This is a genomic window from Phytohabitans aurantiacus (assembly GCF_027923225.1).
Taxonomy (GTDB): Bacteria; Actinomycetota; Actinomycetes; order Mycobacteriales; family Micromonosporaceae; genus Phytohabitans; species Phytohabitans aurantiacus.
The window spans coordinates 99,917-124,899 of sequence record NZ_BSDI01000009.1 but is presented as its reverse complement, the minus strand read 5'-3'; the positions used below and the strand labels follow the sequence as shown (position 1 = coordinate 124,899).

Annotated in this window: 17 protein-coding genes; 10 read left to right on the top strand and 7 right to left on the bottom strand. The window is 70.3% G+C overall.

Translation table 11 applies throughout. The features are described from left to right. Positions 1-22 precede the first annotated feature (22 nt). From QMG73_RS12550 to QMG73_RS12535, 4 genes are read right to left on the bottom strand one after another with little or no spacing between them, the layout of a single operon-like run. Complete coding sequence (locus QMG73_RS12550) at positions 23-622, bottom strand: PadR family transcriptional regulator (protein ID WP_281894889.1); 600 nt, start codon at positions 620-622, stop codon at positions 23-25. After that, the gene (locus QMG73_RS12545; protein ID WP_281894888.1) at positions 619-1,443 is read right to left on the bottom strand and encodes a DUF4097 family beta strand repeat-containing protein; all 825 of its coding nucleotides are present in this window, start codon (positions 1,441-1,443) and stop codon (positions 619-621) included. Before QMG73_RS12545 ends, QMG73_RS12550 begins: the two co-directional genes overlap by 4 nt. A 41-nt stretch (positions 1,444-1,484) precedes the next feature. Further along, on the bottom strand, positions 1,485-2,291 hold the full coding sequence (locus tag QMG73_RS12540) for a lysophospholipid acyltransferase family protein (protein ID WP_281894885.1): 807 nt from the start codon (positions 2,289-2,291) through the stop codon (positions 1,485-1,487). Continuing rightward, positions 2,288-3,061, bottom strand: coding sequence for a GNAT family N-acetyltransferase (locus tag QMG73_RS12535; protein WP_281894883.1), 774 nt, complete (start codon positions 3,059-3,061; stop codon positions 2,288-2,290). The genes QMG73_RS12540 and QMG73_RS12535 overlap by 4 nt, the downstream gene beginning before the upstream one ends. A 79-nt stretch (positions 3,062-3,140) precedes the next feature. Between QMG73_RS12535 and QMG73_RS12530 the strand changes: the two genes are divergently transcribed. From QMG73_RS12530 to QMG73_RS12490, 9 genes are all read left to right on the top strand, one after another. Next, positions 3,141-3,530 carry a DUF3052 domain-containing protein gene (locus tag QMG73_RS12530; protein WP_281894882.1) on the top strand — a complete coding sequence of 130 codons (390 nt, stop codon included), beginning with the start codon at positions 3,141-3,143 and terminating at the stop codon, positions 3,528-3,530. Beyond that, positions 3,527-4,189 carry a hypothetical protein gene (locus QMG73_RS12525; RefSeq protein ID WP_281894881.1) on the top strand — a complete coding sequence of 221 codons (663 nt, stop codon included), beginning with the start codon at positions 3,527-3,529 and terminating at the stop codon, positions 4,187-4,189. Before QMG73_RS12530 ends, QMG73_RS12525 begins: the two co-directional genes overlap by 4 nt. A 73-nt stretch (positions 4,190-4,262) precedes the next feature. Further along, positions 4,263-5,177, top strand: coding sequence for an ABC transporter ATP-binding protein (locus tag QMG73_RS12520; protein WP_281894879.1), 915 nt, complete (start codon positions 4,263-4,265; stop codon positions 5,175-5,177). Further along, positions 5,174-6,001 (top strand): ABC transporter permease, encoded by an 828-nt coding sequence (locus QMG73_RS12515; RefSeq protein ID WP_281894878.1) that lies wholly within the window; start codon positions 5,174-5,176, stop codon positions 5,999-6,001. The genes QMG73_RS12520 and QMG73_RS12515 overlap by 4 nt, the downstream gene beginning before the upstream one ends. A gap of 165 nt (positions 6,002-6,166) precedes the next feature. Next, positions 6,167-9,841: a multifunctional oxoglutarate decarboxylase/oxoglutarate dehydrogenase thiamine pyrophosphate-binding subunit/dihydrolipoyllysine-residue succinyltransferase subunit gene (locus QMG73_RS12510; RefSeq protein WP_281894877.1), complete on the top strand. Its 3,675-nt coding sequence runs from the start codon at positions 6,167-6,169 to the stop codon at positions 9,839-9,841. Between the two features lie 10 nt (positions 9,842-9,851). Next, positions 9,852-10,028, top strand: coding sequence for a DUF6104 family protein (locus QMG73_RS12505; RefSeq protein ID WP_265254307.1), 177 nt, complete (start codon positions 9,852-9,854; stop codon positions 10,026-10,028). 30 nt (positions 10,029-10,058) lie between these two features. Then, complete coding sequence (locus QMG73_RS12500; RefSeq protein WP_281894874.1) at positions 10,059-12,287, top strand: fibronectin type III domain-containing protein; 2,229 nt, start codon at positions 10,059-10,061, stop codon at positions 12,285-12,287. Between the two features lie 9 nt (positions 12,288-12,296). After that, positions 12,297-14,345 carry a phosphate acetyltransferase gene (gene pta / locus QMG73_RS12495; protein ID WP_281894871.1) on the top strand — a complete coding sequence of 683 codons (2,049 nt, stop codon included), beginning with the start codon at positions 12,297-12,299 and terminating at the stop codon, positions 14,343-14,345. Next, the gene (locus QMG73_RS12490; protein WP_281894868.1) at positions 14,342-15,442 is read left to right on the top strand and encodes an acetate/propionate family kinase; all 1,101 of its coding nucleotides are present in this window, start codon (positions 14,342-14,344) and stop codon (positions 15,440-15,442) included. The genes pta and QMG73_RS12490 overlap by 4 nt, the downstream gene beginning before the upstream one ends. Here the strand turns inward: QMG73_RS12490 and QMG73_RS12485 are convergent. Further along, positions 15,428-15,595, bottom strand: coding sequence for a hypothetical protein (locus tag QMG73_RS12485; RefSeq protein WP_281894866.1), 168 nt, complete (start codon positions 15,593-15,595; stop codon positions 15,428-15,430). The genes QMG73_RS12490 and QMG73_RS12485 overlap by 15 nt on opposite strands. A gap of 116 nt (positions 15,596-15,711) precedes the next feature. Between QMG73_RS12485 and QMG73_RS12480 the strand changes: the two genes are divergently transcribed. Further along, positions 15,712-17,910, top strand: coding sequence for an MMPL family transporter (locus QMG73_RS12480; protein ID WP_281894864.1), 2,199 nt, complete (start codon positions 15,712-15,714; stop codon positions 17,908-17,910). A 36-nt stretch (positions 17,911-17,946) separates the two neighbouring features. On the opposite strand, the gene QMG73_RS12475 is transcribed toward QMG73_RS12480, so the two are convergent. Beyond that, positions 17,947-18,480 carry a DUF3592 domain-containing protein gene (locus tag QMG73_RS12475; protein WP_281894862.1) on the bottom strand — a complete coding sequence of 178 codons (534 nt, stop codon included), beginning with the start codon at positions 18,478-18,480 and terminating at the stop codon, positions 17,947-17,949. A gap of 29 nt (positions 18,481-18,509) precedes the next feature. Further along, positions 18,510-24,980 (bottom strand): RHS repeat-associated core domain-containing protein, encoded by a 6,471-nt coding sequence (locus tag QMG73_RS12470; RefSeq protein ID WP_281894860.1) that lies wholly within the window; start codon positions 24,978-24,980, stop codon positions 18,510-18,512. Positions 24,981-24,983: the final 3 nt, after the last annotated feature.

Below are 24,983 nucleotides of genomic sequence, written 5' to 3'. Positions count from 1 at the left end.
CAAGCTGTGAGTAGTCTCAGGCTTACCGGAACACCCTCCGTAGCGCCGAGAGCGCCGTGTCGAGGGCGCGCACGGCCGCCAGCGCCTGCGTCTCGGTGAGCCGGGCACCCCGCACCAGAGAGCGCACCTCGGCGGCGAAAGCCTCGATGCGCCGGTCGAGCTCATCGGCGGTCCCGGGCGTAGCGTACGCCGGAGCCGGCCGGGGCGGCACCCCACCGCCACCGCGCAGGGTCTCCCGGGTCGCCTCCTGGAGCTCCCGCTTGAGGTCGCGGACCGATCCGCGCACCTCGTGCTGGATCTCGTTTGCCAGCGAGGCCAGGTCTTCGACCGACGCGCGGATGTCGGACTCCAGCGCCGCCACCTCGCCGGCGCGATCTCGCAGCTCGGTGCGCCCGGCCTCGGTGATCTCGTACACCTTCCGGCCGCCCGCCGCAGTGTGCGTGACCAGCCCTTCGGCCTCCATCCGGGCGAGCCGCGGGTAGATCGTGCCGGCGCTAGGCGCGTACAGGCCGAGGAAGCGCTCCTCCAGCAGCCTGATCAGCTCGTACCCGTGCTTGGCGCCGTCGTCGAGCAGCTTGAGCAGGTACAGCCGCAGCCGTCCATGGCTGAACACGGCGGTCATTCGACGTCCTCGGGGTCCGGAGCCGGGCGAGCGAGCAACGAGATGCTGCCCGACGTGGTGTTGGCCCACAGCTTGCCAGCACCGCTGCCGAGCACGCCGTGCACATCCTTCGACCAGCTCGGCGCGTCGCCGGATCTCAGCTCCGGAAACGCGCTCGTGATCCGCCCGGAGTCGGTGTGCAGCTGGACGCTGAGGTCGCTGTCTTCCCGGATCCGCACGGTGACGCCGCCCGAGACGGTGCTGAGGCGGATCTCGCTGTCGCGCGGGTTGTCGAGGTCGCAGGTGATCGAGCCCGAGATCGCGCGGGCGTGCACCCGCTGTGCGGGGCTGTCGGCCAGCACCAGCTCGCCCGACACGGTCTCCATCGTGAGGTCGCCGACGATGCCGAGCGCCTCGACCGGCCCCGAGACGAGCTTGGCGACGGTGCGGCCGCCGAGGCCCATCAGCGTGATCCGGCCGGAGGTGACGTCGACGTCGGTGTCCTCACGGAGCCCGGACGCGATCGCCGTGCCGCTGACGATCCGCAGCCGGGCGCGGGTGCCATGCGGGACCGCGATGGAGACGTCGGCCCGGTATTTCTTGCCGAACCCGAACCACCACATGAACCCGGGCCACGTCTTTTTGATCTCGTGGCGGACGGTGAGCTTTCCGTTTTCGTGCTCGACGATGATCGGCTTGCCGCCGTGCGCGGCTATCTCGACCCGCGCGGGGCCATCGGTGCCGACCACATTGAGCCGGCCGGCGATCAGGTGCACAACGAGGCTGGTCACCGGCTCGTCGAAGCTGAACCGGCGCGCCTCCTCCACCGTCCAACGAGTCATGCACGAAGCATAACGCGATACATCGCGATAGCCAAGGTTGACTAAGCCGCGAGTCCGAACTGCGACACGCGTCCCCTGACCGCCGACTCAGCCACCCCCGCGAGCTGCCGGCGCGTCGCGGCCGCCTCCGGATGCAGCGCTGGCGTCGCCGTCAGCGTGACCTCCAGCCTCGGCACCGCGAGCACCCGCCGCAACGACGTCCACAGGCTGTCGTCACCCAGGAACGCCGCCGTGGTCGCGCCCCGCCCGTACCGGATCGAGACCGGCACGACCGTCGCGCCCGCGTCCAGCGCCGCCTGGAACAGCGCCGGGCGGAACCGTCCCGCCGACACGCCGCACCACGTCGTCCCCTCCGGGAACGCCGCGACCAGGCCACCTGCCCGCAGCGTCGCGGCGACCTCGGCCACCGTGGCCGGCAGGCTCCGCGGCCGGGTGCGGTCGATGAAGATCGTGCCCCCGGCGGCGGCGAGCGCGCCGATCAGCGGCCACCGCCGCACCTCGTGCTTGGCCACCAACCGCGCCGGCGCGGCCGCCATCAGCGCCACGATGTCCAACCACGAGATGTGGTTCGCGACCAGCAGCGCCCGCCCGGCCGGCGGCCGGCCGCGCGCGACCAGCCGCACACCAAGAGCCCCGAGGACCGCGCGTGCCCAGGTCCGCGCGGCAGCACGCCGCCCGTCCCCATTCAGCAGTGGGAGTACGGGGACCAGCGCCACGCCGAGCAGTAGCGCGCCGAGCAGGGCCACGAGCCGGGCCGCCTGCCGCACCCGCGAGGCGCGCGCACAACGGTCGGTGGCCGGCAGGCACGCCGGCCCGCACGTCGACCGCGGCTGCCAGAGCGTGCTCATCGGGACGCTCCCAGGAAGTGCCGCCGGTATCTCGGATCCACCCGGTCCATGGAGAGCAGCACGTAGAGGTCGGCGACGCCGAAGGCTGGATCGTAGGCGGGCTCGCCGCAGATCCAGGCGCCCAGCCGCAGGTACCCGCGCAGCAACGGTGGGACCGCGGGGCGGCCGGTGTGCGCGTCGACGGCTTCGGCCGCCCCGGGCTCGGCGAGCCATGGGTGGCGCGGGCGCACCCGCAGGGCCGGCGGCGACAGGTGCTTGGCGCGCGCGAGCTGCCACACACCCGCCGCCGCGTCCAGCGGGACCGAGGCGCAACCGCCCAGCCACCGCAGGTTCTTGAGGTGCAGGTACCGGGCGATGCCGGCCCACATCAGGTTGATGACGGCACCCGAGCGGTGATCGGGGTGCACGCAGGACCGTCCGGTCTCGACGAGGTGGTCGCGCAGCGGGCTGAGCGCGGACATGTCGAACTCGGTGTCCGCGTACCGCCGGCCGGCCGCCATCGCGTTCTTCGGCGGCAGCATCCGGTACGTGCCGACCACCGCGCCGGTCGGCTCCTCGCGCACGATCAGGTGGTCACAGTGCTCGTCGAACTCGTCGACGTCGCGCCCATCCACCGCGGAGGGCAGATCGGCGCCCAGTTCGCCGGCGAAGACCGCGTGACGCAGCCGCTGTGCGGCGGCCACCTGTGCGGCATCGTCGGCGATCAGCAGCGAGTATCCGCTGGTGCCGGTGGCGCCCTTTGGCGCGTCGGCGGTGAGCAGTACAGCCATGCTCTCTGTGTAGACACCGTCGGTGATCGGCGAGTTGCTCCGGCATGTCGGCCGTCTTGCGCTTGTGAGACCGTAGGGCGTGGCGGGTTACTCGGGTACTCCACTGGTGCGCAAGCTGGGCATGAGCCCCGACTCGCGCGTGCTGCTCGACGGCGCTCCGGACGGCTTCGTCCTCGACGGGATAGCGCCCGACCTGCGCCCCGGCGCGCCGCCGTACGACGTGGTGCTGTGCTTCTGCCCCGACCACGCGCGGCTGGCCGAGCGCTGGCCGGTACTGCACCCGCTGACCACGCCCGCCGGCAGCCTGTGGATCGCCTGGCCGAAGCGGTCGTCCGGCATCCCCACCGACCTGAACGAGAACTCCATTCGGGACTACGCCCTGGTAAACGGTCGGGTAGACGTCAAGGTGTGCGCGATCGACGACACGTGGTCCGGCCTCAAGCACGTGATCCGGAAGGCGGACCGGTGATCATTCCGGCTCGGTTCAACGGGCCGCCCGGCTCGGGCAACGGCGGGTACTCAGCGGGCCTGTTCGCCGCTGGCCTTCCCGCCTTCGTCGAAGGTCAACCCGTCGAGGTGACCCTGCGGCGCCCACCGCCCCTCGACACGCCGCTGACCACGGCGGACGGCGAGGTGCGGGGGCCGGACGACACCGTCGTGGCCACCCTGGCACCGGCCGAGCCGATCACCGTCGCCGTGCCACCGGTCAGTCCCGCCGAGGCGGTCACCGCGTCGAAGGCGTACCCCGGCTTCACCGACCACCCGTTTCCCACCTGCTACGTCTGCGGCCCCGAGCACGCCGGCGGGCTGCGCATCTACCCTGGCCAGTTGCCCGGTCACCGCACCGCCGCACCGTGGACGGTGCCGGCCGAGGTGACCGTGCCGACCGTGTGGGCCGCTCTCGACTGCCCCGGCGGCTGGGCGATCATCACCCCGGGAAGGGCCTACGTGCTCGGGCGGATGGCCGCACAGGTACAGGCGCTGCCAGTATCCGGTCAAGAGTGCGTGGTGGTCGGAGCGCTCGCGGCGACCGAGGGTCGTAAGGCCCTTGTGCACACGGCGCTGTACGGGCCGGACGGCGCTGAGCTGGCACGGGCCAGGGCGACATGGATCGCGGTGACGGTTTGACGTACTTGCGCGCGCCCGCCACCCTGTGTGACGGCGCGCACGATGACGCGGGCGCGTTCACGGGAGGAGAACAATGGCTGACGGGCAGATCGTCGTCTCCGGACTGACGAAGCTCTATAAAAACGTCAGGGCCGTCGACAACCTGTCGTTCACAGTGGAGCCCGGCAGGGTCACCGGCTTCCTCGGCCCCAACGGCGCGGGCAAGACGACCACGCTCCGGATGTTGCTCAACCTGGTCAAGCCCACGGCTGGCGACGCGACGATCGGTGGCCAGCGGTACGCCGACCTGGCCGATCCGCTCCGCCGCGTCGGCGCGGTGCTTGAGGCGTCCAGCGCTCACAAGGGCCGCACCGGCATCAACCACCTGCGGGTGGTCTGCGCGGCGGCCGGATTCCCGCGGCAGCGCGCCGAGGAGGCGCTGGCGCTGGTCGGGCTGACGCCCGCGGCGAAACGCAAGTTCAAGGGGTACTCGCTCGGTATGCGCCAGCGCCTCGGCATCGCTGCCGCGATGCTCGGCGACCCGCAGGTGCTCATCCTCGACGAGCCGGCCAACGGGCTCGACCCCGAGGGCATCCGCTGGATGCGTGACCTGCTCAAGTCGCTCGCCGCGCAGGGCCGCACGGTGCTGGTCTCCAGCCACCTGCTGTCCGAGATGCAGCAGCTCGCCGACGACCTGGTGATCATCGCGGCCGGCAAGCTGGTCCGGCAGGGCACGGTTTCCCAGGTCATGGACTCGATGGCGCACACCGCGCAGGTCCGCGTGCGCACTCCGCAGGCGACCGAGTTGACCGAGGCTCTTCGCGCCGTGGAGCAGGCCACGATCACGCCCAACGGCGACGGCGTCCTGCTGGTCACCGGCGTCGACGCGCCCACGGTCGGGCGCGCCGCGCTGAAGGCCAGCGTCGAGCTGCACGAGCTGACCACCGAGCGCCCCGACCTGGAGCGCGTGTTCCTGGAGCTGACCGCGGGGAAGGCGGCTATCCGATGAACCTCATCCGCGCGGAACTCCTCAAGATCCGCTCCACGAGCACGTGGTGGATCTTCCTGCTGATCACGCTCCCGCTGTGGGGCCTGACGCTGATGTTCAACGGCTTCCAGTCCGCGTACCTCCTGAGCCCGGAAGCGGCCGAGGGCATGTCGGGCGAAGACGCCGAGCAGATCATCGCGGCGGGCGATCCCGCAAACGTGGCCGCCAACCTTTACACGAACGGGCAGTTCTTCGGCGTCGCCATCGTCATGCTGCTCGGCGCGATCGTGGTCACGAACGAGTACTTCCACCAGACGGTCACCACGACGTTCCTGACCACCCCGCACCGCACCCGCGTGGTACTGGCCAAGCTGTTCGCGGCCAGCGTGTTCGGCCTCGTGTTGTGGGTCATCACCACGGCCGCCAACCTGCCGGCGGGCGCGCTCATCATGGGCGCCAACGACGAGGCCAGCTACATGGGCGACGGGACGGTCTGGCGGGCGATCGCGCTGAACGGCCTGGCGTACCTCCTATGGGCGATCTTCGGCGTCGGCTTCGGGGTGCTGATCCGCAGCCAGATCGGCGCCACGATCACCGCCCTGGTGCTCTACTTCGCCGGATACATCGGCGCCGCGATCTTCTTCGGGGTACTGTCCGACCGGTTCGGCGACTGGTTCAACAACCTGCAGCTGCTGGTGCCGTCGCTGGCGTCGCAACTGATGGTCTCCGGCACCGAGCTGCCCGGCAACCCGCCGCAGTGGGCAGGCGCCCTGGTCCTGATCGGCTACGCCATCGTGGCCGGCACGGTCGGCACCCTCCTGATGCGCACCCGCGACATCTCCTGACCCGCTTCCCGCCCCACCCCTGCGCGCAGGGGTGGGGCGGTGTGAAACGCGCCACGGGAGGACCGCGACAGCGAACGCCGTTTCGGTACGGCGTAGCCTGGAAGCCGACTTCCGACTCCCACCTCGTGTGGCATGTACCGCGCGCGAAAGAGGCGATTACCGGCCGTGTCGACCCAACAGACCTCGCAGGAGAACCCGCTAGCAGGCTTCGGTCCGAACGAGTGGATCGTCGAGGAGATGTACCAGAAGTATCTCGCCGATCCAGCTAGCGTCGACCCGGCGTGGCACGATTTCTTCGCCGACTACAAGCCTGCCGTCGAGCAAACGGCGAGCCCAGCGGCGGCCTCCCCCCAGGCTAGCTCCGCATCCCCCACCAAAGCCACGCCCGCACAGGCCACGACGGCCGCCCCCGCTAAGCCCGCCTCGAAGCCGGCCGCCAAGGCCGAGACCAAGGCGGCCCCGAAGGCGAAGGCGGAGCCGGCCAAGGCACCCACTGGCGCGAAGACCGTGCCGCTGCGTGGTGTCGCGGCCCGCATCGTGCAGAACATGGACGCCTCGCTGGCGGTTCCCACCGCGACCAGCGTCCGCGCCGTGCCGGCGAAGCTGCTGGTCGACAACCGCATCGTGATCAACAATCATCTCGCCCGCGGGCGAGGCGGCAAGGTCAGCTTCACGCACCTGATCGGGTACGCGCTGATCAAGGCGCTGCGCGTGCATCCCGAGATGAACAACTCGTACGGCGAGGTCGACGGGAAGCCGGTGATGGTCGAGCCGGAGCATGTCAACCTCGGCATCGCGATCGACCTCGCCAAGCCCGACGGTTCGCGCACGCTCGTGGTGCCGAGCATCAAGGGCACCGGCGAGATGGACTTCCGGCAGTTCTGGCAGGCGTACGAAGACGTGGTCCGGCGCGCCCGCCGCAACGAGCTGACCATGGAGGACTACTCCGGCACCACGATCTCGCTGACCAACCCGGGTGGCATCGGCACGGTGCACTCGATGCCGCGCCTGATGACCGGGCAGGGCACGATCATCGGCGTTGGCGCGATGGAGTACCCGGCGCCGTACGCGGGCATGTCCGAGGAGACCCTCGCCGACCTGGCCGTCAGCAAGATCATCACGCTGACCAGCACGTACGACCACAGGATCATCCAGGGCGCGCAGTCCGGCGAGTTCCTCAAGATCGTGCACGAGTTGCTGCTCGGTGAGCACGGCTTCTACGACGAGATCTTCACGTCGCTGCGGATCCCGTACGAGCCCGTGCGCTGGGTACGCGATGTCGCGGTCAGCTCCGAGGGCCAGATCAACAAGACCGCCCGCGTACACGAGCTCATCCACGCGTACCGCGTGCGCGGACACCTCATGGCGGACACCGACCCGCTGGAATTCGCGATGCGTAAGCATCCGGACCTGGATGTCCTTCAGCACGGTCTCACGCTCTGGGACCTCGACCGCAGCTTCCCGGTCGCCGGCTTCGCCGGCAAGCAGCGGATGAAGCTGCGCGACATCCTCGGTGTGCTGCGCAACTCGTACTGCCGCCGGGTCGGCGTCGAGTACATGCACATCCAGGACCCGGAAGAGCGCCGCTGGATCCAGGAGCGGATCGAGCTGCAGTACCAGAAGCCCGACCGTGACGAGCAGAAGCACATCCTGAACAGGCTCAACGCGGCCGAGGCGTTCGAAACGTTCCTGCAGACCAAGTACGTGGGGCAGAAGAGGTTCTCGCTGGAGGGCGGCGAATCGCTGATCCCGCTGCTCGACGAGATCCTGCAGGCGGCGGCCGAGGCAGACCTGGACGAGGTCGTCATCGGCATGGCTCACCGTGGCCGGCTCAACGTGCTGGCCAACATCGTCGGCAAGCCGTACGAGAAGATCTTCTCCGAGTTCGAGGGCCACATCGACCCGAAGTCGGCGCACGGCTCGGGTGACGTGAAGTACCACCTGGGTCAGGTCGGCAAGTTCACGACCCCCGACGGCGAGCACGCGATCACCGTGTCGGTGACCGCGAACCCGTCGCACCTGGAGGCGGTCGACCCGGTGATGGAGGGCATCGTCCGGGCCAAGCAGGACCGCATCGACCTCAAGCTCGAGGGCTACACGGTGCTGCCGCTGGCGGTGCACGGCGACGCCGCGTTCGCCGGCCAGGGTGTGGTCGCCGAGACCCTCAACCTGAGCCAGCTCCGCGGGTACCGCACCGGTGGCTCGGTGCACGTGGTGGTCAACAACCAGGTCGGCTTCACCACCGCCCCGGAGTACAGCCGCTCGTCGCTCTACTCGACCGACGTGGCCCGGATGATCCAGGCGCCGATCTTCCACGTGAACGGCGACGACCCCGAGGCGGTCGTGCGGGTCGCGCGGCTGGCGTTCGAGTACCGCCAGTCGTTCAACAAGGACGTCGTGATCGACCTGGTCTGCTACCGGCGGCGTGGCCACAACGAGGGCGACGACCCGGCCATGACCAACCCGCTGATGTACGCGATCATCGACAAGAAGCGCTCGGTCCGGAAGCTGTACACCGAGGAGCTGATCGGCCGCGGCGACATCACCGTCGACGACGCCGAGGAGCTGCTCCGCGACTACCAGTCGCAGCTGGAGCAGGTCTTCAAGGCCACCCGCGACGCGGCGCTCACGGGCACCCGGCCAGCGCGCTCGCGGCAGCCCGAGCCGGAGCCGGTGGTGGCCACCGCGGTCGATCCGGCGGTCCTCAAGGCGATCGGCGACGCGCACGTCAACCTGCCCGAGGGCTTCACGCCGCACAAGCGCGTCCAGCAGCTGCTGGAGCGCCGGGCGAAGATGTCGGCCGAGGGCAACATCGACTGGGGCTACGGCGAGCTGATCGCGTTCGGGTCGCTGCTCAACGACGGCATCACGGTCCGGCTCGCGGGGCAGGACTCGCGCCGCGGCACGTTCGTGCAGCGGCACGCGTCGGTGGTCGACGCTCGCACCGGGCAGGACCACATGCCGCTGTACGCGCTGCGCAAGGACCGGGCCCGGCTGTTCATCCACGACTCGCTGCTGTCCGAGTACGCGGCGATGGGCTTCGAGTACGGCTACTCGGTGGAGAACACCGAGGCGCTGGTGGCGTGGGAGGCGCAGTTCGGCGACTTCGCCAACGGCGCGCAGTCCGTGGTCGACGAGTTCATCTCGTCCGGTGAGGTGAAGTGGGGCCAGCAGTCGTCGCTGGTGCTGCTGCTGCCGCACGGGCACGAGGGTCAGGGCCCCGACCACACGTCCGGCCGCCCCGAGCGCTACCTGCAGCTCTGCGCCGAAGACAACATGCGGGTCGCGATACCGACCACGCCGGCGAACCACTTCCATCTGCTGCGCCGCCAGGCCCTGTCGCCGAAGCGCAAGCCGCTGGTGGTGTTCACGCCTAAGTCGCTGCTGCGGCACAAGCTGGCCGTGTCCGCGGTCGAAGACTTCACCCAGGGCACGTTCCAGACGGTGATGGGCGACCCCGGCGGGCTCAAGCCAGAGGCCGTGAAGCGCGTGCTGCTGTGCACGGGCAAGGTCTACTACGACCTCTTCCAGGCGCGCGCCGAGCGGGGCGTCACCGATACCGCGATCCTGCGCATGGAGCAGCTCTACCCGCTGCCGGTGGAGGAGTTGCGCGCGGCGCTCGCCCAGTACCCGAACGCGGAAGACTTCGCCTGGGTACAGGAGGAGCCGGCCAACCAGGGTGCGTGGTCGTTCGTGGCGCTCAACCTGCTGGAGCACCTCGAAGGCGTACGCCTTCGGCGGATCTCCCGGCCGGCCGCGGCCGCGCCAGCCGTTGGTTCGGCGAAGCTGCACGACGCCGAGCAGGCCGCGCTGGTCGAGGCCGCCCTTCCGAAGCCGTAGGCGGGGTGCTGTGTACTTCACCGATCGTGGCATCGAGGAGCTGGCCGAGAGGCGCGGCGGCGAGACCGTGACCATCGAGTGGGTCGCGGAACGGCTGCGTGACTTCATCGACCTGAACCCGGAGTTCGAGACGCCGGTCGAGCGGCTCGCCACCTGGCTGGCTCGACTGGACGACGAAGACGACTGAGGTGGCTCTGCCCACGTAGAGTCGAACAACATGAATACGGGGCGCTGGCTCGCGGGGGCGGCCGGCTTGGTGGTTCTGGGCGCGCTCGCCATCGTTCTACTCGATCACGATGGCGACGCGTCGCCCGAGCCGCCGAAGGCGCCGCGGCTGGCGGCCACACACCTGACGAGCATGTTCAGCCGATACGGCGACAGCGGCGGGCAGTGGACCGGTGGTGACAACACGGCTTCGGTACCGCTGCCGGACGGCCGGGTCGCCTGGCTCTTCTCCGACACGTTTCTCGGCAAGGTCAACGCGGATCACACGCGTCCCCGCGATTCCGCCTTCATCAACAACACGATCGTCGTGCAGGAAGGCGCCCAGGCGGTGCGGACCCTGCACGGCGGCGCTGCCGACAAGCCCGCCGCGCTGGTCGCTCCGCCCGCCGCTGGCCAGTACTACTGGGCGCAGGACGGCACCGTCGAAGGCGACCACCTGCGGGTGTTCTACAACCGGTACCGCCGGACCGGCAGTGGCCTTTGGGACTTCACGCTGACCGGTTCGGCGCTGGTCTCGTTCGACCTGCCACGGCTCGGTTCCCCGCACGTCATCGACCTGCCGCTCGGTGACCGGATCGCGTGGGGCTCCGCGGTGCTGGAAGACGGTGGTTACACGTACGTGTACGGCGCCGAGCGCACCAGCGACGCACTGCGGTTCGCACATGTGGCCCGAGCACCGGCCGGAAAGCTGGGCGGAGCGTGGGAGTTCTGGACCGGCAACGGCTGGTCCACGGCGGTGGAGCGGTCGGCGCGGCTGCTCAGCGGGGTGGGCACGGGCTATTCGGTGCAGCGGGTCGCCGACCGGTACGTGATGGTGACGACCGAGGGCAACCTGCTGTTCAACCCGGCGATCGTGGCGTACACGGCGCCGGCGCCCACCGGGCCGTGGAAGGGGCCGCAGCAGCTGCACACGCCCGCCGAGGCCACACCGGGCACGTCTCGGGTGTCGTACGACGCGCGCCTGCACCCCGAGCTCGCGCGCTCGGGCAAGCTGCTGGTGTCGTACAACGTCAACAGCCTCGACGCCGACACCGGCTACACCGACGCGCGCGTCTACCGTCCCCGGTTCGTCGAGATCGACTGGCCACCCGCCGACCCCGCCGCGCGTGCACAGCCGCCGACGGGCCTGACCGCCGCCGTCAACGACGTCCACCCGGCCCTGCGCTGGAGTGCGGTCCCCGGCGCCGAGCGGTACTGGGTGTACGAGCGCGACGTCACCGCCGGCCAGACGCATCCGGCCCGCCGGCCGCACCCGGTCACCGGCACCGCCACCGACGCCGGCCTGCTCAAAGACGGGCACGCGTACGAGTTCTCGATCAGCGCGGACGGGCCGGCCGCCGAGTCGCCGCCCTCGGCCACGGTGACCGCCGTCCGCACCCGGCCGACGGTGCCGGAGGGCCTCACCGCCAAGCCGCTCCCCGACGGCCGGATCGCGCTGACCTGGGCCAACCCGGGTGCCAACCTCTGGTACTGGCTGTATCAGCGTGACACGACCACCGGCGAGCAGTGGCGCCGCCACGACTTCCCGATCGACCAGCCTCGCGGGTTCACGACCGTACCGCTGATGCACGACCACGCGTACGAGTTCCGGATCGCGGCGATCGGGCCGAGCGGCGAGTCGACCCCTTCGGCGGTGGCGCGGGTGACCGCACGGTACGCGCCGCCGCCGGCTCCGACGGGCCTGCGCGCCACGCCCGGCGACGCCCGCGCCACCCTCACCTGGAACGCGCCGTCGGGGGTGACCGCCTATCGCCTATACCACCGCGACGTCACGGCGGGGCAGCCCGGGTTCACCCGTGGCCAGTTCATCGCCGGCGAGCCGAACGGCATGGTGCCTGGGCTGATCAACGGGCACGAGTACGAGTTCCGGGTGGCCGCTGTGCGGCACGGCGCCGAGGGCCCGCCGAGCCAGTCCGTGCGGGCCACCCCGATGCTGCCGCTGCCCATCGCGCCCACCGAGTTGGAGGCCACCGTGACCGCCCCGGGCACCCTCACGCTGACCTGGAAGCCGCTCGGTCCGGGCGTGCACTACTGGGTGCACTACCGCGACCTCACGGCGCAGGAGACGGAGTTCACCAAGGCGGCGTTTCCGACCGTCAACCCGCCGGCCCTGCAGCCGGGCCTGCTCCTGGGCCACGAGTACGAGGTCACGGTGAGCGCGGCCAATCACACAGGTGAAGGCCCGCCCGCGACACCGGTGAAGGTCGTGGTGACCCGATAGGTTGATCGTGTGGCGCGAAGCGTGTACGTCGCGGGCCTCGGCCCCGGCGGCGGGAAGTCGACGATCGCCCTCGGTCTGGCCGAGCTTCTGTCCCGGCAGGTCGCGGGCATAGGCGCGTTCCGGCCGTTGGCCCCGGCCGGCGGTATGGACCCGATCCTGGTGTTGCTGCGTGAGCGGTACCAGATCGACGCGCCAACCGACGACATGTACGGCGTCACCCACGCCGAAGCCACCGCGCTCATCGCCGATGGCAAACGGGAAGAGCTGATCTCCCTGATCGTCGGCCGCTACCGCGACCTGGAGCGGCGGCACCCGGCGATGGTCGTGGTGGGCAGCGACATCGGCGACAACGGCGACACCGACGTGGCGTTCAACGCCCGCCTGGCCACCGAGTTCGGCAGCGTGGTGGTCGCGGTGGTCGACGGCTTCGGGCAGGACAGCGCGGCGATCGCGGCCGAGCTGGCCAGCGCGTACCACGGTCTCACCGACCACGGCGCGACCGTGCTGGCGGCGATCGCCAACCGGGTACCGCCGGACACCTCGCTGCCCGAGCTGCCCGTGCCCGCGTACGCGATCCCGGAGGTCCCGGCGGTCTCCGCGCCGACGGTGGCCGAGGTGGCGGAGGCGCTGGGCGCGATCCGCCTGGCCGGCGACGACGCGGCACTCGACCGCGACGTGCTCGATTTCGTCGTGGGCGCGGCCCACGTACCGATCCTGACCGACCACCTGACCGACGGCTGCCTGGTGATCACGCCCGGCGACCGCACCGATCTGCTGGTGGCGGCCGCGGCGGCGCGGGTGGCCGGCACCGCGGCGGTCGCCGGCGTCGTGCTCACCCTCGGCGAGCAGCCCGATCCGCGGGCGATGCGGCTCGTCGAAGGGCTGCACGCGGGCCTCGCGGTGCTGTCCGTGCCGGAAGACAGCTACGCCACGGTCGAGGCGTCGAGCCGGATCGAGAGCCACCCCACGATGGCCAGCCCGCGCAAGGTGGAGGCGGCGATCGGCGCGTTTGAGTCCAGTGTGGACACCGAAGGGCTGGCCGCGCGGCTTGACGTGGCGCGGTCGGCGCGGGTGACGCCGCTGATGTTCGAGTTCGACCTGATCGACCGGGCGCGCGCCGACCGGCGGCACCTGGTGCTGCCCGAGGGTGGCGAGGAGCGCATCCTGCGGGCCGCGGAGATCCTGCTGCGTCGCGGGGTCGCCGACCTCACCCTGCTCGGTAACGCCGACGAGATCGGCCGCAGGGCGCGCGATCTGGGTATCGACATCGGCAACGCGAGTACTGTCGACCCGGCGACCAGCCCGTGGCTGGACGAGTTCACCGAGCGGTACGCGCAGTTGCGCCGCCACAAGGGTGTCACGCTCGACCTGGCGCGCGACGTGGTCCGCGACGTCAACTACTTCGGCACGATGATGGTGCACACCGGGCGCGCCGACGGCATGGTCTCCGGCGCCACCCACACGACGGCGGCGACGATCCGGCCCGCGTTCGAGATCGTCAAGACCGTCCCGGGCGTATCCGTGGCCTCCAGCGTGTTCTTCATGCTCCTCGCCGACCGGGTGCTCGTGTACGGCGACTGCGCGGTCAACCCCGACCCCGACGCGCACCAGCTCGCCGACATCGCGCTCTCGTCGGCCGAGACCGCCGCCCGGTTCGGCATCGAGCCGCGGGTGGCGATGCTGTCGTACTCGACCGGCACCTCCGGCGCCGGCGCCGACGTGGAGAAGGTCGCCGCGGCGACGGCGCTGGTGCGGGAGCGCGCGCCCGGCCTGCTCGTGGAGGGCCCGATCCAGTACGACGCCGCGGTCGACCCGACGGTGGCGCAGACGAAGCTGCCCGGCTCGGCGGTGGCGGGCCGGGCGACGGTGTTCGTCTTCCCCGACCTGAACACCGGCAACAACACGTACAAGGCGGTGCAGCGCTCGGCCGGCGCGGTCGCGGTGGGCCCGGTCATGCAGGCCCTCCGGCGCCCGGTCAACGACCTGAGCCGCGGCGCCACGGTCAAGGACATCGTCAACACCGTGGCGATCACCGCGATTCAGGCGGCCGCGGCATGAGGATTCTCGTGCTCAACAACGGCTCGTCGTCGGTGAAGTACCGGCTGTACGACGGCGACGATCTCGTGAGCAAAGGGCTCGTCGAGCGGGTCACCGACTACGCGGCGGCTTTGCGCGAGGTGACCGGCTCGGTCGACCTGACCGGTCTCGGCGCGGTCGGGCACCGGGTGGTGCACGGTGGGCTGCGCTTCTCCGAGCCGACCCTGATCACCGACGAGGTGGTCGCCGCCATCGAAGAGTTGGTGCCGCTCGCACCGCTGCACAACCCGGCCAACCTGGCCGGCATCGGGGTGGCCCGCAAGCTGCTGCCCGGTGTGCCGCAGGTGGCTGTCTTCGACACGGCGTTCCACCGCACGCTGCCCGAGGCGGCCGCGACGTACGCGATCGACCGGGAGGTGGCTGACCGGTACGGCATCCACCGGTACGGCTTTCACGGCACCTCGCACGCGTACGTCTCGCGCCGCACCGCCACGCTGCTGGACCGCCCGCTGGCCGGGGTGAACACGATCACGCTGCACCTGGGCAACGGCGCGAGCGCCTGCGCGGTCGAGGGCGGCCGGTCGGTGGCGACCTCGATGGGCTTGACGCCGCTGGAAGGGCTCGTGATGGGTTCGCGCAGCGGCGACCTCGACCCGGCGGTGGTCTTCCACCTGCACCGCACCGCCGGCATGCCGGTCGACGAGATCGACGACCTGCTCAACCACCGTGGCGGCCTCATGGGGCTGGCCGGTGCGGGCGACATGCGCGAGGTGCTGAGCCGCCGAGCCGCCGGCGACAGGGCGGCGGCGCTGGCCATCGACGTGTACTGCCGGCGCATCCGCTCCTACGTCGGGGCGTACTACGCGGTGCTCGGCCGGCTGGACGCGATCGCGTTCACCGCGGGTGTGGGTGAAAACGCGGCGGCGGTGCGCGCCGAGTCACTCGCCGGCCTCGACCGGCTCGGCATCGAGATCGACGCGGCGCGCAACGACAGCGTGCGAGAGGGGATCATCTCCCCCGAAGGTGCTCCGGTGACCGTCTGTGTCGTGCCGACCGACGAAGAATTGGAGATCGCTACACAGACACGGTCTGTGATCAACGGATCAGCCGAAGGCTAGGAACAGGGTCAGTGCGAGCAGCACGACCGCCAGCACCGCGACGCCGATGATCAGCGGCAGCTTCGACGGGGCCTGCTCCTCCTGCGGTGCGTTCGTCGCGAACGAACGGAACGCCTCGGTGTTGCCACTCGGATCCACGTACTCGTCAGACATGGCCACGACCATAGCGTGGTAGGGCTGCCCCTACCACGACGGCGCGGTGTTCCCCACCGGAAAGTGGGGTGCGCGCTGGATCGATGCGGATCAGCCCCGCTCATAGCGTCATCGGCATGACCACATCCATCATGCAGCGACCGGCACTCGGGCCGGACGAGCACCCGGCGACGCATCGGCGGACCCGCAACCTGGCCGCCACGGTCGCGCGTTTCAGCGCGCGGCACCGGGCTACCGCGATCTTCGGGTGGCTACTGTTCGTGGTGGCGGCCACGGTGCTCTCCGCCGCGATCGGGACCATCGCGGCGAAGGACAGCGACTACGGCAACGGTGAGTCGCGGCGCGCTGACAAACTCATCGAGGCGGCCGGCTTCCCCGATCGCGCTGGCGAGATGGTGATCGTGCGGAGTGACACGCTGACCGCTGACGCGCCGGAGTTCCAGGGCGCGGTGCGCGAGGCGGTCACCGCCGTCGAGGGCACCGGCCAGGTGGAGAACGTGCGTGCCGACGCGGTCTCCGAAGACGGGCACGCCGCGCTGGTCACGTTCGACATGAGCGGCGACGCCGACACCGCCGCCGACCGGGTGCAGCCGGTGCTCGACGCGGTTGCCGGCGTACAGGATCGGCACCCCGATCTGTATGTCGGGCAGACCGGTGCCGCGAGCATCGACAAGGCGATCATGCAGGGCCTCGAAGAGGACCTGACGCTGCTGTCGATGCTGTCGATTCCGGTGACGCTGGGCATCCTGATCGTCGCGTTCGGGGCGCTGCTGGCCGCCGTGCTGCCACTCGGGCTGGCCCTGACCGCGTTCATGGCCTCGCTCGGCCTGCTGGCCGCCGCGAGCCGCCTCTTCCCCACCGCCGACTCGACCACCCACCTCATGCTGCTGATGGGCCTTGCCGTCGGTGTCGACTACTGCCTCTTCTACATCCGCCGCGAACGCGAGGAGCGAGCCAAGGGCGCCGACCCGGAGACGGCTCTCGCCATCGCGGCGGCCACCTCCGGCCGCTCGATCCTGATCTCGGCGTTCACCGTCATCATCGCGGTCGCCGGCATGTTCCTCACCGACGACACCGCGTTCATCAGCCTCGCCACCGGCACGATCCTGGTCGTCGCGACCGCCGCGCTCGGCTCGCTGACCGTGCTGCCCGCGCTGCTGTCCAAGCTCGGTGACCGGGTCGACCTCGGTCGCATCCCCGGCCTGTACCGGCGCGAATCCAACGGCCGTTTCTGGCGCCTCGTGCTCAAGGTCGTGCTGCGCCGGCCCGGCGTCTCGGCGGCCTTCGCCGCGGCCGCGCTCGTCGCCCTCGCGACGCCCGCGCTCGGCATGCGCACCGCCTCCGACGGCGCCGACGGCTTCAAGCACGACAAGCCGGCCCTGATCGCGTACGACGAGGTGTCGGCGGCGTTCCCCGGTGGCGCCGACCCGGGCGTCGTCGTGGTCAAGGCGACCGACGTCACCAGCCCACGGATGACCGCGGCGATCGACGCGTTCAAGACCACGGCGCTCGCGACGGGCAAGCTGCACGAGCCGGTCACGGTGGAGGTCAGCCCGGACAAGACGGTCGCGCGGATCAGCCTGGGCCTGTCCGGTTCCGGCACCGACGCCGCGTCGGAGGACGCTGTACACGTACTGCGTGACAAGGTCATCCCCGCTACCGTGCTCAGCGTCGACGGTGCCGAGGTGGCCGTCACCGGAGAGGCCGCCCAGTCGGTCGACTTCAACAAGGCGCTGACCGGCAGCGTGCCCCTTGTCTTCGCGTTCGTGCTCGGGCTCGCGTTCCTGCTGCTGCTCGTGTCGTTCCGGTCGGTCGTCGTGGCGGCCACCGCGATCGTGCTGAACCTGCTGTCGGTCGCCGCGGCGTACGGCGCGCTGGTACTGGTCTTCCAGGAGGGCATGGGCGAGAACCTGCTGGACTTCCACGCCCGCGGCGCCATCACGAGCTGGATCCCGCTGTTCCTCTTCGTGATCCTCTTTGGACTGTCGATGGACTACCACGTGTTCGTGCTCAGCCGCATCCGCGAGGGCTACGACCGGGGTTGGCCGACGAAGCTCGCGGTGTCACGGGGCATCCGGGGCACGGCAGGCGTCATCACGAGCGCGGCGGTCGTGATGGTGGCGGTGTTCGGCCTGTTCACCACCGGATCGATGACGTCGATGAAGGAGATGGGCTTCGGCTTGGCGGTGGCGGTCCTGATCGACGCGACAATCGTCCGAGCCGTACTCCTCCCGTCGGTGATGGCGATGCTCGGCGACCGCAACTGGTACCTGCCCAAGTGGCTGGGCTGGCTGCCGAACCTGTCACACCGCTAGGGCGTGTGGTTCCCGGGGCTGACCGCCAACCGGCGGTCAGCCCCGGGTCTTACGCATGCGGTTCCAGGCGAGCAACCGGTCGCCGTACAGGATCGCGACCAGCAGGGCGACACCGGCCACCGCGAACAGCGAGCCGGCGACGATCCTCGTCCAGGAGTTGAAGAACGACAGGGAGCCGCTGGTGTTTCCGTTGGCCGCCACGAACTCGCTCGGCTCTGCCGGGTCGACCCACACGGTGGTCTCAGGCGCTGGCTCTCGATGGCAGCCAGTGCCACCACCACACTTGATGCGAGCCTGGTACTGCTTTCCCTCGTAGTTGTAAGTCACGGTGATCGCGTCCGGGCTGCTCCCGCGCCCCGAGCCGTCATAGAAGTTGGTGACCGAGGCGGTCACCGCTACTCCCCCGGCGCGCAACCTCTCGGCCTTGTCCGACAGCCGCCACATGTACGTGGCCGAGAAGACGGCGAGGCCCAGACCGCCCAGCAGGAACACCACGCCCATGGCGATGACCTGCAACCGGATGCGCCGGCCCTGCGGCGGTGTCGCCGGCCCGCCACGCTTTCTGGCCATCGCCCCTCCTCGTTTCCGCGCCACGGTGATCACCAGCCGAACGGATCGGTGAACGGGATGCCCAGCGTGGCCGGCGCCGCGCCCGGTCCGGAGACGCTCCACCAGCCCACCTGCGCCGCCAGAGCCCCGCCGCCCTGTCGAAGTGCCGCCGCGTCGATCTGGCCCCGCGGGGCGAACTGCTGGCCCCAGGTCATGCTCACCTTGCCACTCTGGTTGTACCAGGTGCGCGCCGACTGGCTGTGCACGACGCCTCCGGACGGAGTCATCTTGAACCCGCGTACGCCCGGTACCAGGAAGTAGGAGCCGACGTCGAACGCCATGCCGGTCGCCATCCGCCCGACGTTCTCCTTGGTCCACCCGCTGCGCGACGCCGATACGTCGAGCACCCGTCCGCCGAGCGCCACGCCGAGACCAGCCGCGCCCGCGGCCGCACACACGCCCGCGGTGGCCACGATGCAGACGCCCATGCCTATCGCCGCCGCGCCGCCGGTTACCCAGTCGCGGTTGCCGCGCCACCACGCCTTCGCGCCTTCCTTGCCGCTGAACAGGCATCCGAAGTCGAAGAACTCGCACTTGGGCCCGTCGAGCTCCCCTGGCTGCTTCGGCTCCGGTGGTGGCGGCGTGGGGCAGGCCGGTGCCGGCGGGAGGATGATGCGCGGCTTGGGCGGGCTGGGCGGGCCGGCGACCGGGCCGATGAAGTTCGTCTGTACTCGCCAGACGGTCACGACCACGCGCGCGATGAACCAGACGGCCGGGTGGTTCCGGTACGCCATGTTGATCCAGTACAGCCCCTGGTAGCCGGCGATGCCGCCCAGGCACTGCGAGCCGCCGTACCGGCAGTAGAGGAAGTATTCGGCGCGGTAGTAGTACCGGTAGCCGCCCTTGCTCCAGGAGCCGGATTCGCTGCCCGCGTAGTACCAACTACCGCCACCGGGTTCGAGGCCGCTCGCGTCGGAGTCGGTCACGGGGCTGTTCGCCGCGTACGCGTAGCCGTTCATCTGCTCCGGCGCGTCCATATTGAACACCGGGTCGACGCTGATGAAGCGTCCTATCCCCGGGTCGTACTCGCGGGCGCCCAGGTGGGTGAGCCCGGTGTTGTCGACCGTGCCGCCGACGAAGCCCTTCGAGTTGGGCCAGCTGACCGCACTGCCACGTGATGTGCCATACGGCTTCTGCCGCCGCACCGTGGAGTGCTGGCCGGCCTCCTTGACCGATACCTGCGCGGTGCCCTGGTGGTCGCCGGCCAACCAGGTGATCCCGGACGCCGCCGTGCGGGACGCGAACGTCTCGCCGTTGAAGGCGTAGTACCGGGTGCCGACCCGGGTCGCGTTCGACGTGGTGAAGCGGATCTCCTGGCCCGGCAGGTAGAGCGTCGCGCCGGTCGGATCGCGGCGCACCAGCCGGTTCCCCTCGGCGTCGTACAGGTAACTCGTGGTGCCGGTGTTGTCGACGCTCGTCGCCAGGTGTCCCTCGGCGTCCCAGGTAAGCGTCTGGGTGCCAGCCGAGGCGGTCGGCCGGGTGAGCGTGTTGCCCGTGTCGTCGTACGTGTAGGCGGCCGTCGTGGTCGTGGTGCCGACCTGGGTCGACGTGCCGGTGACCGCGTGCGGCCGGTCGGCGCCCGCCGCCGGATACGTGTAGTCGGTCTTGCGCTGCTGGCTGGTAGCGCTCTTCTCCGTCTCGGAGATCCGGTTGCCCGCGGAGTCGATCTCCCAGGCAAGCCAGTACGGCGCGGGTCCGCCCAGCCCGGCGACCGTCGGTGCGGCGGTGCAGTCGCCGTTGGCCGGCGTCCACGCCTCGTTCAGCCGGCCCGAGTAGTTGTACTTGAAGCACTGGTTGTCGACGCCCCCGGTCGCGGCGACGTCGCTGACCTTGGTGATCTTGCCGACGTGATCGTAGGTGTACCGCACGTCCGAGATCGTGTACGGCGAGATCTCCTCGCGGTCGGTGCGCACACCGGTCAGCCGGCCGGTCTCCAGTTCGCGCGTGAACGACTGGAAGAACCGCTTGCCGGTCTCGGAGTACAGGCCGGTGTAGAACTCGTACTGGTCGACATGGCCGAGCGCGTTGTAGTCGGTGTCGGCGACGTAGCTGAGCTGGGTGGTGTCGTAGACCGTGGTGAGCTGCTTCGGCATCCCGGACGTCGCGTCGTAGTGGTGCGTCAGTGTCTCGGCCGCCAGACCACCGGCTTCGGGCAGGGCCGACCGGTAGACGCTACCGTCCACGTTGTACGTGCTCTCGTACGTGTAAGTGCCGTTGAGGCCGGTCTCCGAACTCGGGATCGTGATGGTTTGCTGTAGGGGCTGGTACGCGTCGTTGTACTCGTCGATCTTCACGCTGTACGCGTTGACGCCCACATACCGCGTCGCCTGGGTGAGCTGTCCCTTCTGGACCGAGTCGTACGTCCATCGAGCACGCCCGAAGCCCGAGATGACCCCCTCGTACAGCGCTGTCTTCCGACCGAGCGAGTCGTACGTGTAGAGCAGCTTGCTCCCGGCTCCGTCGGTGGTTGAGGTGACCTTGCCGGCGTTGTCGTAGGTGGTGGTGGTCAGCCCCTTGTCAGGATCGTCCACAGTGGTCTTACGCCCGCGCGCGTCGTACCCGAAGTTCCACTGGTTGCCCGCCGGGTCGGTGATCCGGTCCATCTGCCCCTTGGCGTTGAACCGGTACCGCGTGGCGTCGTAGGTGCCGGTTGCCGTCGTGCCGTGGTACTGCCGCAGCTCGACGGTGCGCCCCCGGGCGTCGCCGACCTTCGACGTGGGCGTGCCACCGGCGGGCGGCGTCGTGTCGACCCGGTCACCGGCGTAGTACGTGCGGGTGCGGTGGCGTTCCGCGTCGTACGGCTGGAAGATCGACGCGACGGGCCGGCCGGTGCCGTCGTACTCCGTACGGGTCTGGTTGGGCACGTGCGTCCGGTCGGTGGCGGTCACCAGCGTGGTGCCCGGGGCCGCGGTGTTGTGATACGGCTGGTACTTCTTCACCTCGCGGCCCACGGTGTCGTAGAACGTGTCGGTCACGAGCCGCCCACCCGAAGGCGATGCCGCCTGGGTCTGCCGCGGCCGCAGCAGCCCGTCGTAGAGCTCATACGAGGTCACGTAGTTGCCCGCCGGATTGAGCGCCTTCGTGGTCACCACCGACGGCGCGTCGGTGCGGATCAGGTACGCGTAGGTGGTGTTCGCCGACTGGGTGTCCGGGTTCCGCCCCGGCTTCCAGACGCCGGTGAGCCGCCCGAGCCCATCGTGCTTCGACGTGGTGACCTTCCCGTTGGGGTCGGTCACCTTCGTCGCGAGCCCCCACGCCGGCTCCAGGTCGGTGGTGATCGTGTGGCTCAGCGGGTTGGTGGTCACGGTGCGGGTGACCGGGGCGTTGCTCGCCGGCTCGTACGAGGTGGTCGAGCGCTTGTCCATCGCGTCCCACGACTCGTCGACCCGGCCGTACTCGTCGAAGCCGGCGCGGACGATCACCGTGAACTGAGGATCGCCGCCGTTCCAGTCGGCCATCTCCTCGTTCGAGGTGACCTCACCGCGAGTCGGTGCGGCACCTGGAGCGCCGCCGTCGTAACCGACCCGCTTCACGCTGATCACCTGATCCGCGGTCAGCGTGCTCGGGTTCGTGGCGGAGGCACACGGCACCGCGTACGTCGACGTCGTGGCCGGCAGCGACAGCATCCACGTCCCGGTGTTGCGGGCGTACGTGGTCTTCGTGCACTCCTCGTCGCCGGTGACCGCCACGTCGCCCAGGTCGTTGCTCTCGACCGGCATGCCGTACCCGTCGAACGTGGTGCGCTGGGTGGTGACCCGCACGCCGCGGCCGGCGTCGAGCGTGACCCGGTGGTGCTTGGCCGCCACATCGACGAAGCGGGCGTCGACCCGGTCGCCGTTGATGGTGCGGGACGCGGTCGGCGCGGACTGCCACGGCTCGCTGACCTCGCGGGTCACCTCGGGCCCGCCCGGACCGTTGAAGGTGACCTTCTCGCGCTCCAGTCCGGCGTACGCGTCCTCGTCCTTGACCGTCGGCACGCCGGCGCCGGTCACCGGTACGTCGCGGGTGCCGGAGGGCAGCTTGTCGCCGTGCATGCCCCGGAAGTACTTCGTCTCGACGTACGTCTGCTCGCCCGGGTCGCCGACGGTCACGCCGACCTTCTCGTACCCGCGCCACACCGACCAGGTCTTGTCCTTCTTGCCGATCAGCCCGTCGTCGTCGGCGTAGTGCCACGCCGGGTCGCCGATGTAGTTGTACGAGTAGACGACCCGAGGGCTGCCGTTGGGCGGTACGCCGCCGGTGTGGTCGATCTCGTAGATCGTCTTCACGACGTACTTGTGGAAGTAGTCGACGATGGGCGCCGTGTAACCCTCCGGCGTCCACCGCACGGGGTAGCACAGCAGCGTGTTGTTGTGCGGATCGGTCGGAATCCGGGTGCGGGCGACGCAGTCCGGCTCCGAGTACGTGATGTTGACCGTGCCGCCGGTCTCGCTGCGTACCTTCGCGAGGCGCCACCAGTTCATCGCCGCCGAGTGGTCGATGGTGTCGACCCGGTTGTTGCGCTGGATTCCGGTGAACTCGATGTCTGGGACGCTGGCCGTGCCCCCGACCAGGCCCTGGTGCGAGATCTTGTCCAGCCACAGCCCCGCGCGGGTGCCGTCACCCGGGTCCGGGAAGGTGTGCGTAAAGATCCACTTCTCGACGTTGCGGTACGCGGACCCGTCGCGCACCTGCGTGGTGACCGCCGAGATCCGCTTCGTGGTCCAGAACGTCGGTGAGCCGACGAGGCACGGCGAGCCGGTGCACTCCTGGTCCCAGGGCGTGTCGGGCCAGCGCACCGCGGTGTGGGAGTCGCAGTCGGACAGGCATCGGTTGTCCTGGTCGAACTGGACCCGCATCGGCGCGGCGAGCCCCCGGTACAGCGAGTCGGTGCCGTCGGTGCGCTTGTCGGTGCCGTACTCGACGCGGTCGAGGTAGCCACCGCGCACGTACGAGGGCACGTCGGTGGTGGAGTTGTTGCGGGCGTACTTGTTGCTCTCCTTGCCGTACCAGAACGACATCGTGTTGCCGTGCGGGTCGACCACGTAGTCGAGGTTCCACCGCCACGCCTGCACGCAGTCCGACCCGCCGAACGTGCTCGCGTGACACGGCTCGTTCGGGTCGTTGCCGAACACCGGCACGGTCCAGGTCGAGTTGGTGACCGCCTTGCCGTCGGTCCAGCCGTCGAGCTTGTGCTTGCCGAAGTAGTACAGGGTGCCGTCGGCGGTGGTGACCTTCCAGTACTCGCCGTTGTTGTCGCCGTTGCCGTACGAGGCACCGCCGACGATCTTCTCGGCCTTGGTGCCGTCGTCGCGCCGCGGGTGCCAGTACCCGTCACCGGAGTCGTAGATCAGCTCGCCACCCCGCCCGCTGAGGGACATCGTGGCGTTGTCAGTCTCCCAGCACAGGTCGCCGGTCTTCGTGGAGTTGTTGTGGTCGGCTCCGTCCATGTCCTGCGCACAGGACCGGTACCGCCGCTCGATGAAGTCGCCCGGCGTGAACTCGAAGCCCTCACCGACCTGCGACGGCTGGTTGTTGGACGCGGCGTGCCGGCCGTCGACGCTCTGCGCCGAGTAGTTGAGCTTCATGTCCGGCGCCGGCCCGCCCAGGCTCGGCGGCGTCCGAAGCGGGTACGACCACGTGAAGTCGCCGGTACTGGTGCCGGCCGACCAGGTCGCGGACGGCGAGAGGCTGGTCGCGGAGTAGTCGCCCGCGCTGCCGGCCGGTCCCGCCGCGAGGGCGAGCAGGGCGCTCCCCGTCGTGCCGAATCCCGCCCGGGCGGTGGTCTTCCCGGTGACGGGTACCTCAGCTGTCACGAGCCGGTCGCCGACCCGGTTGCGGGACGGCAGCACGGTGCCGGCACACTCCGGCCGCTCGGGGGTGGTCAGCGCGCACTCGGGCAGGCTGACCAGGCGCAGGCGGCTCGACCAGTCGGCGCCGTATGCGGTCGCGAAGCTCCAGTAGTCGACGGTCAGCGCGACCGTGCCGGCACCGGCCCGGCCGTCGGTCCGGTCGACGCGGAGCAGGACACCCCGTACGCCGGCCCGGTCGGTGGCGGCCCGGTCGAGCACCCGTACCCGCACCCGGCCGGGTACGGACGCCCCAGCGGGCTGGCCCTTCGCCGGCTGCGCCGGGCGGTCGACCAGGACCGGCAACGCGCCGGCCCGGACCGCGCCCGATCCCCGGGTCCGGTGGTCGGCCGCCGACGGTACAGCTGCCTCCGCCTGTCCCGCGGTCGGCCAGACCGGTGCCGGCTGGCGTCGCTCCGCGGCGGCTTTGGTCGTCGCTCCCGCCGTGGTCGAGCCCGACGCCTTGACCTCTTGGACGGCGACCGACTTGACCTCCTCCGCCTTCGGCGGCGTGAACCTGTCCTTCGGCTTCGCGGACGCCGGCACCGGGCCAGCCGTCGCGGCGGTCGCTAGCAGGAGGCCAACCGCGACGGCGCGGACGGCGAGACGGTACCGACTGCCAGGGTGTGCCACCGT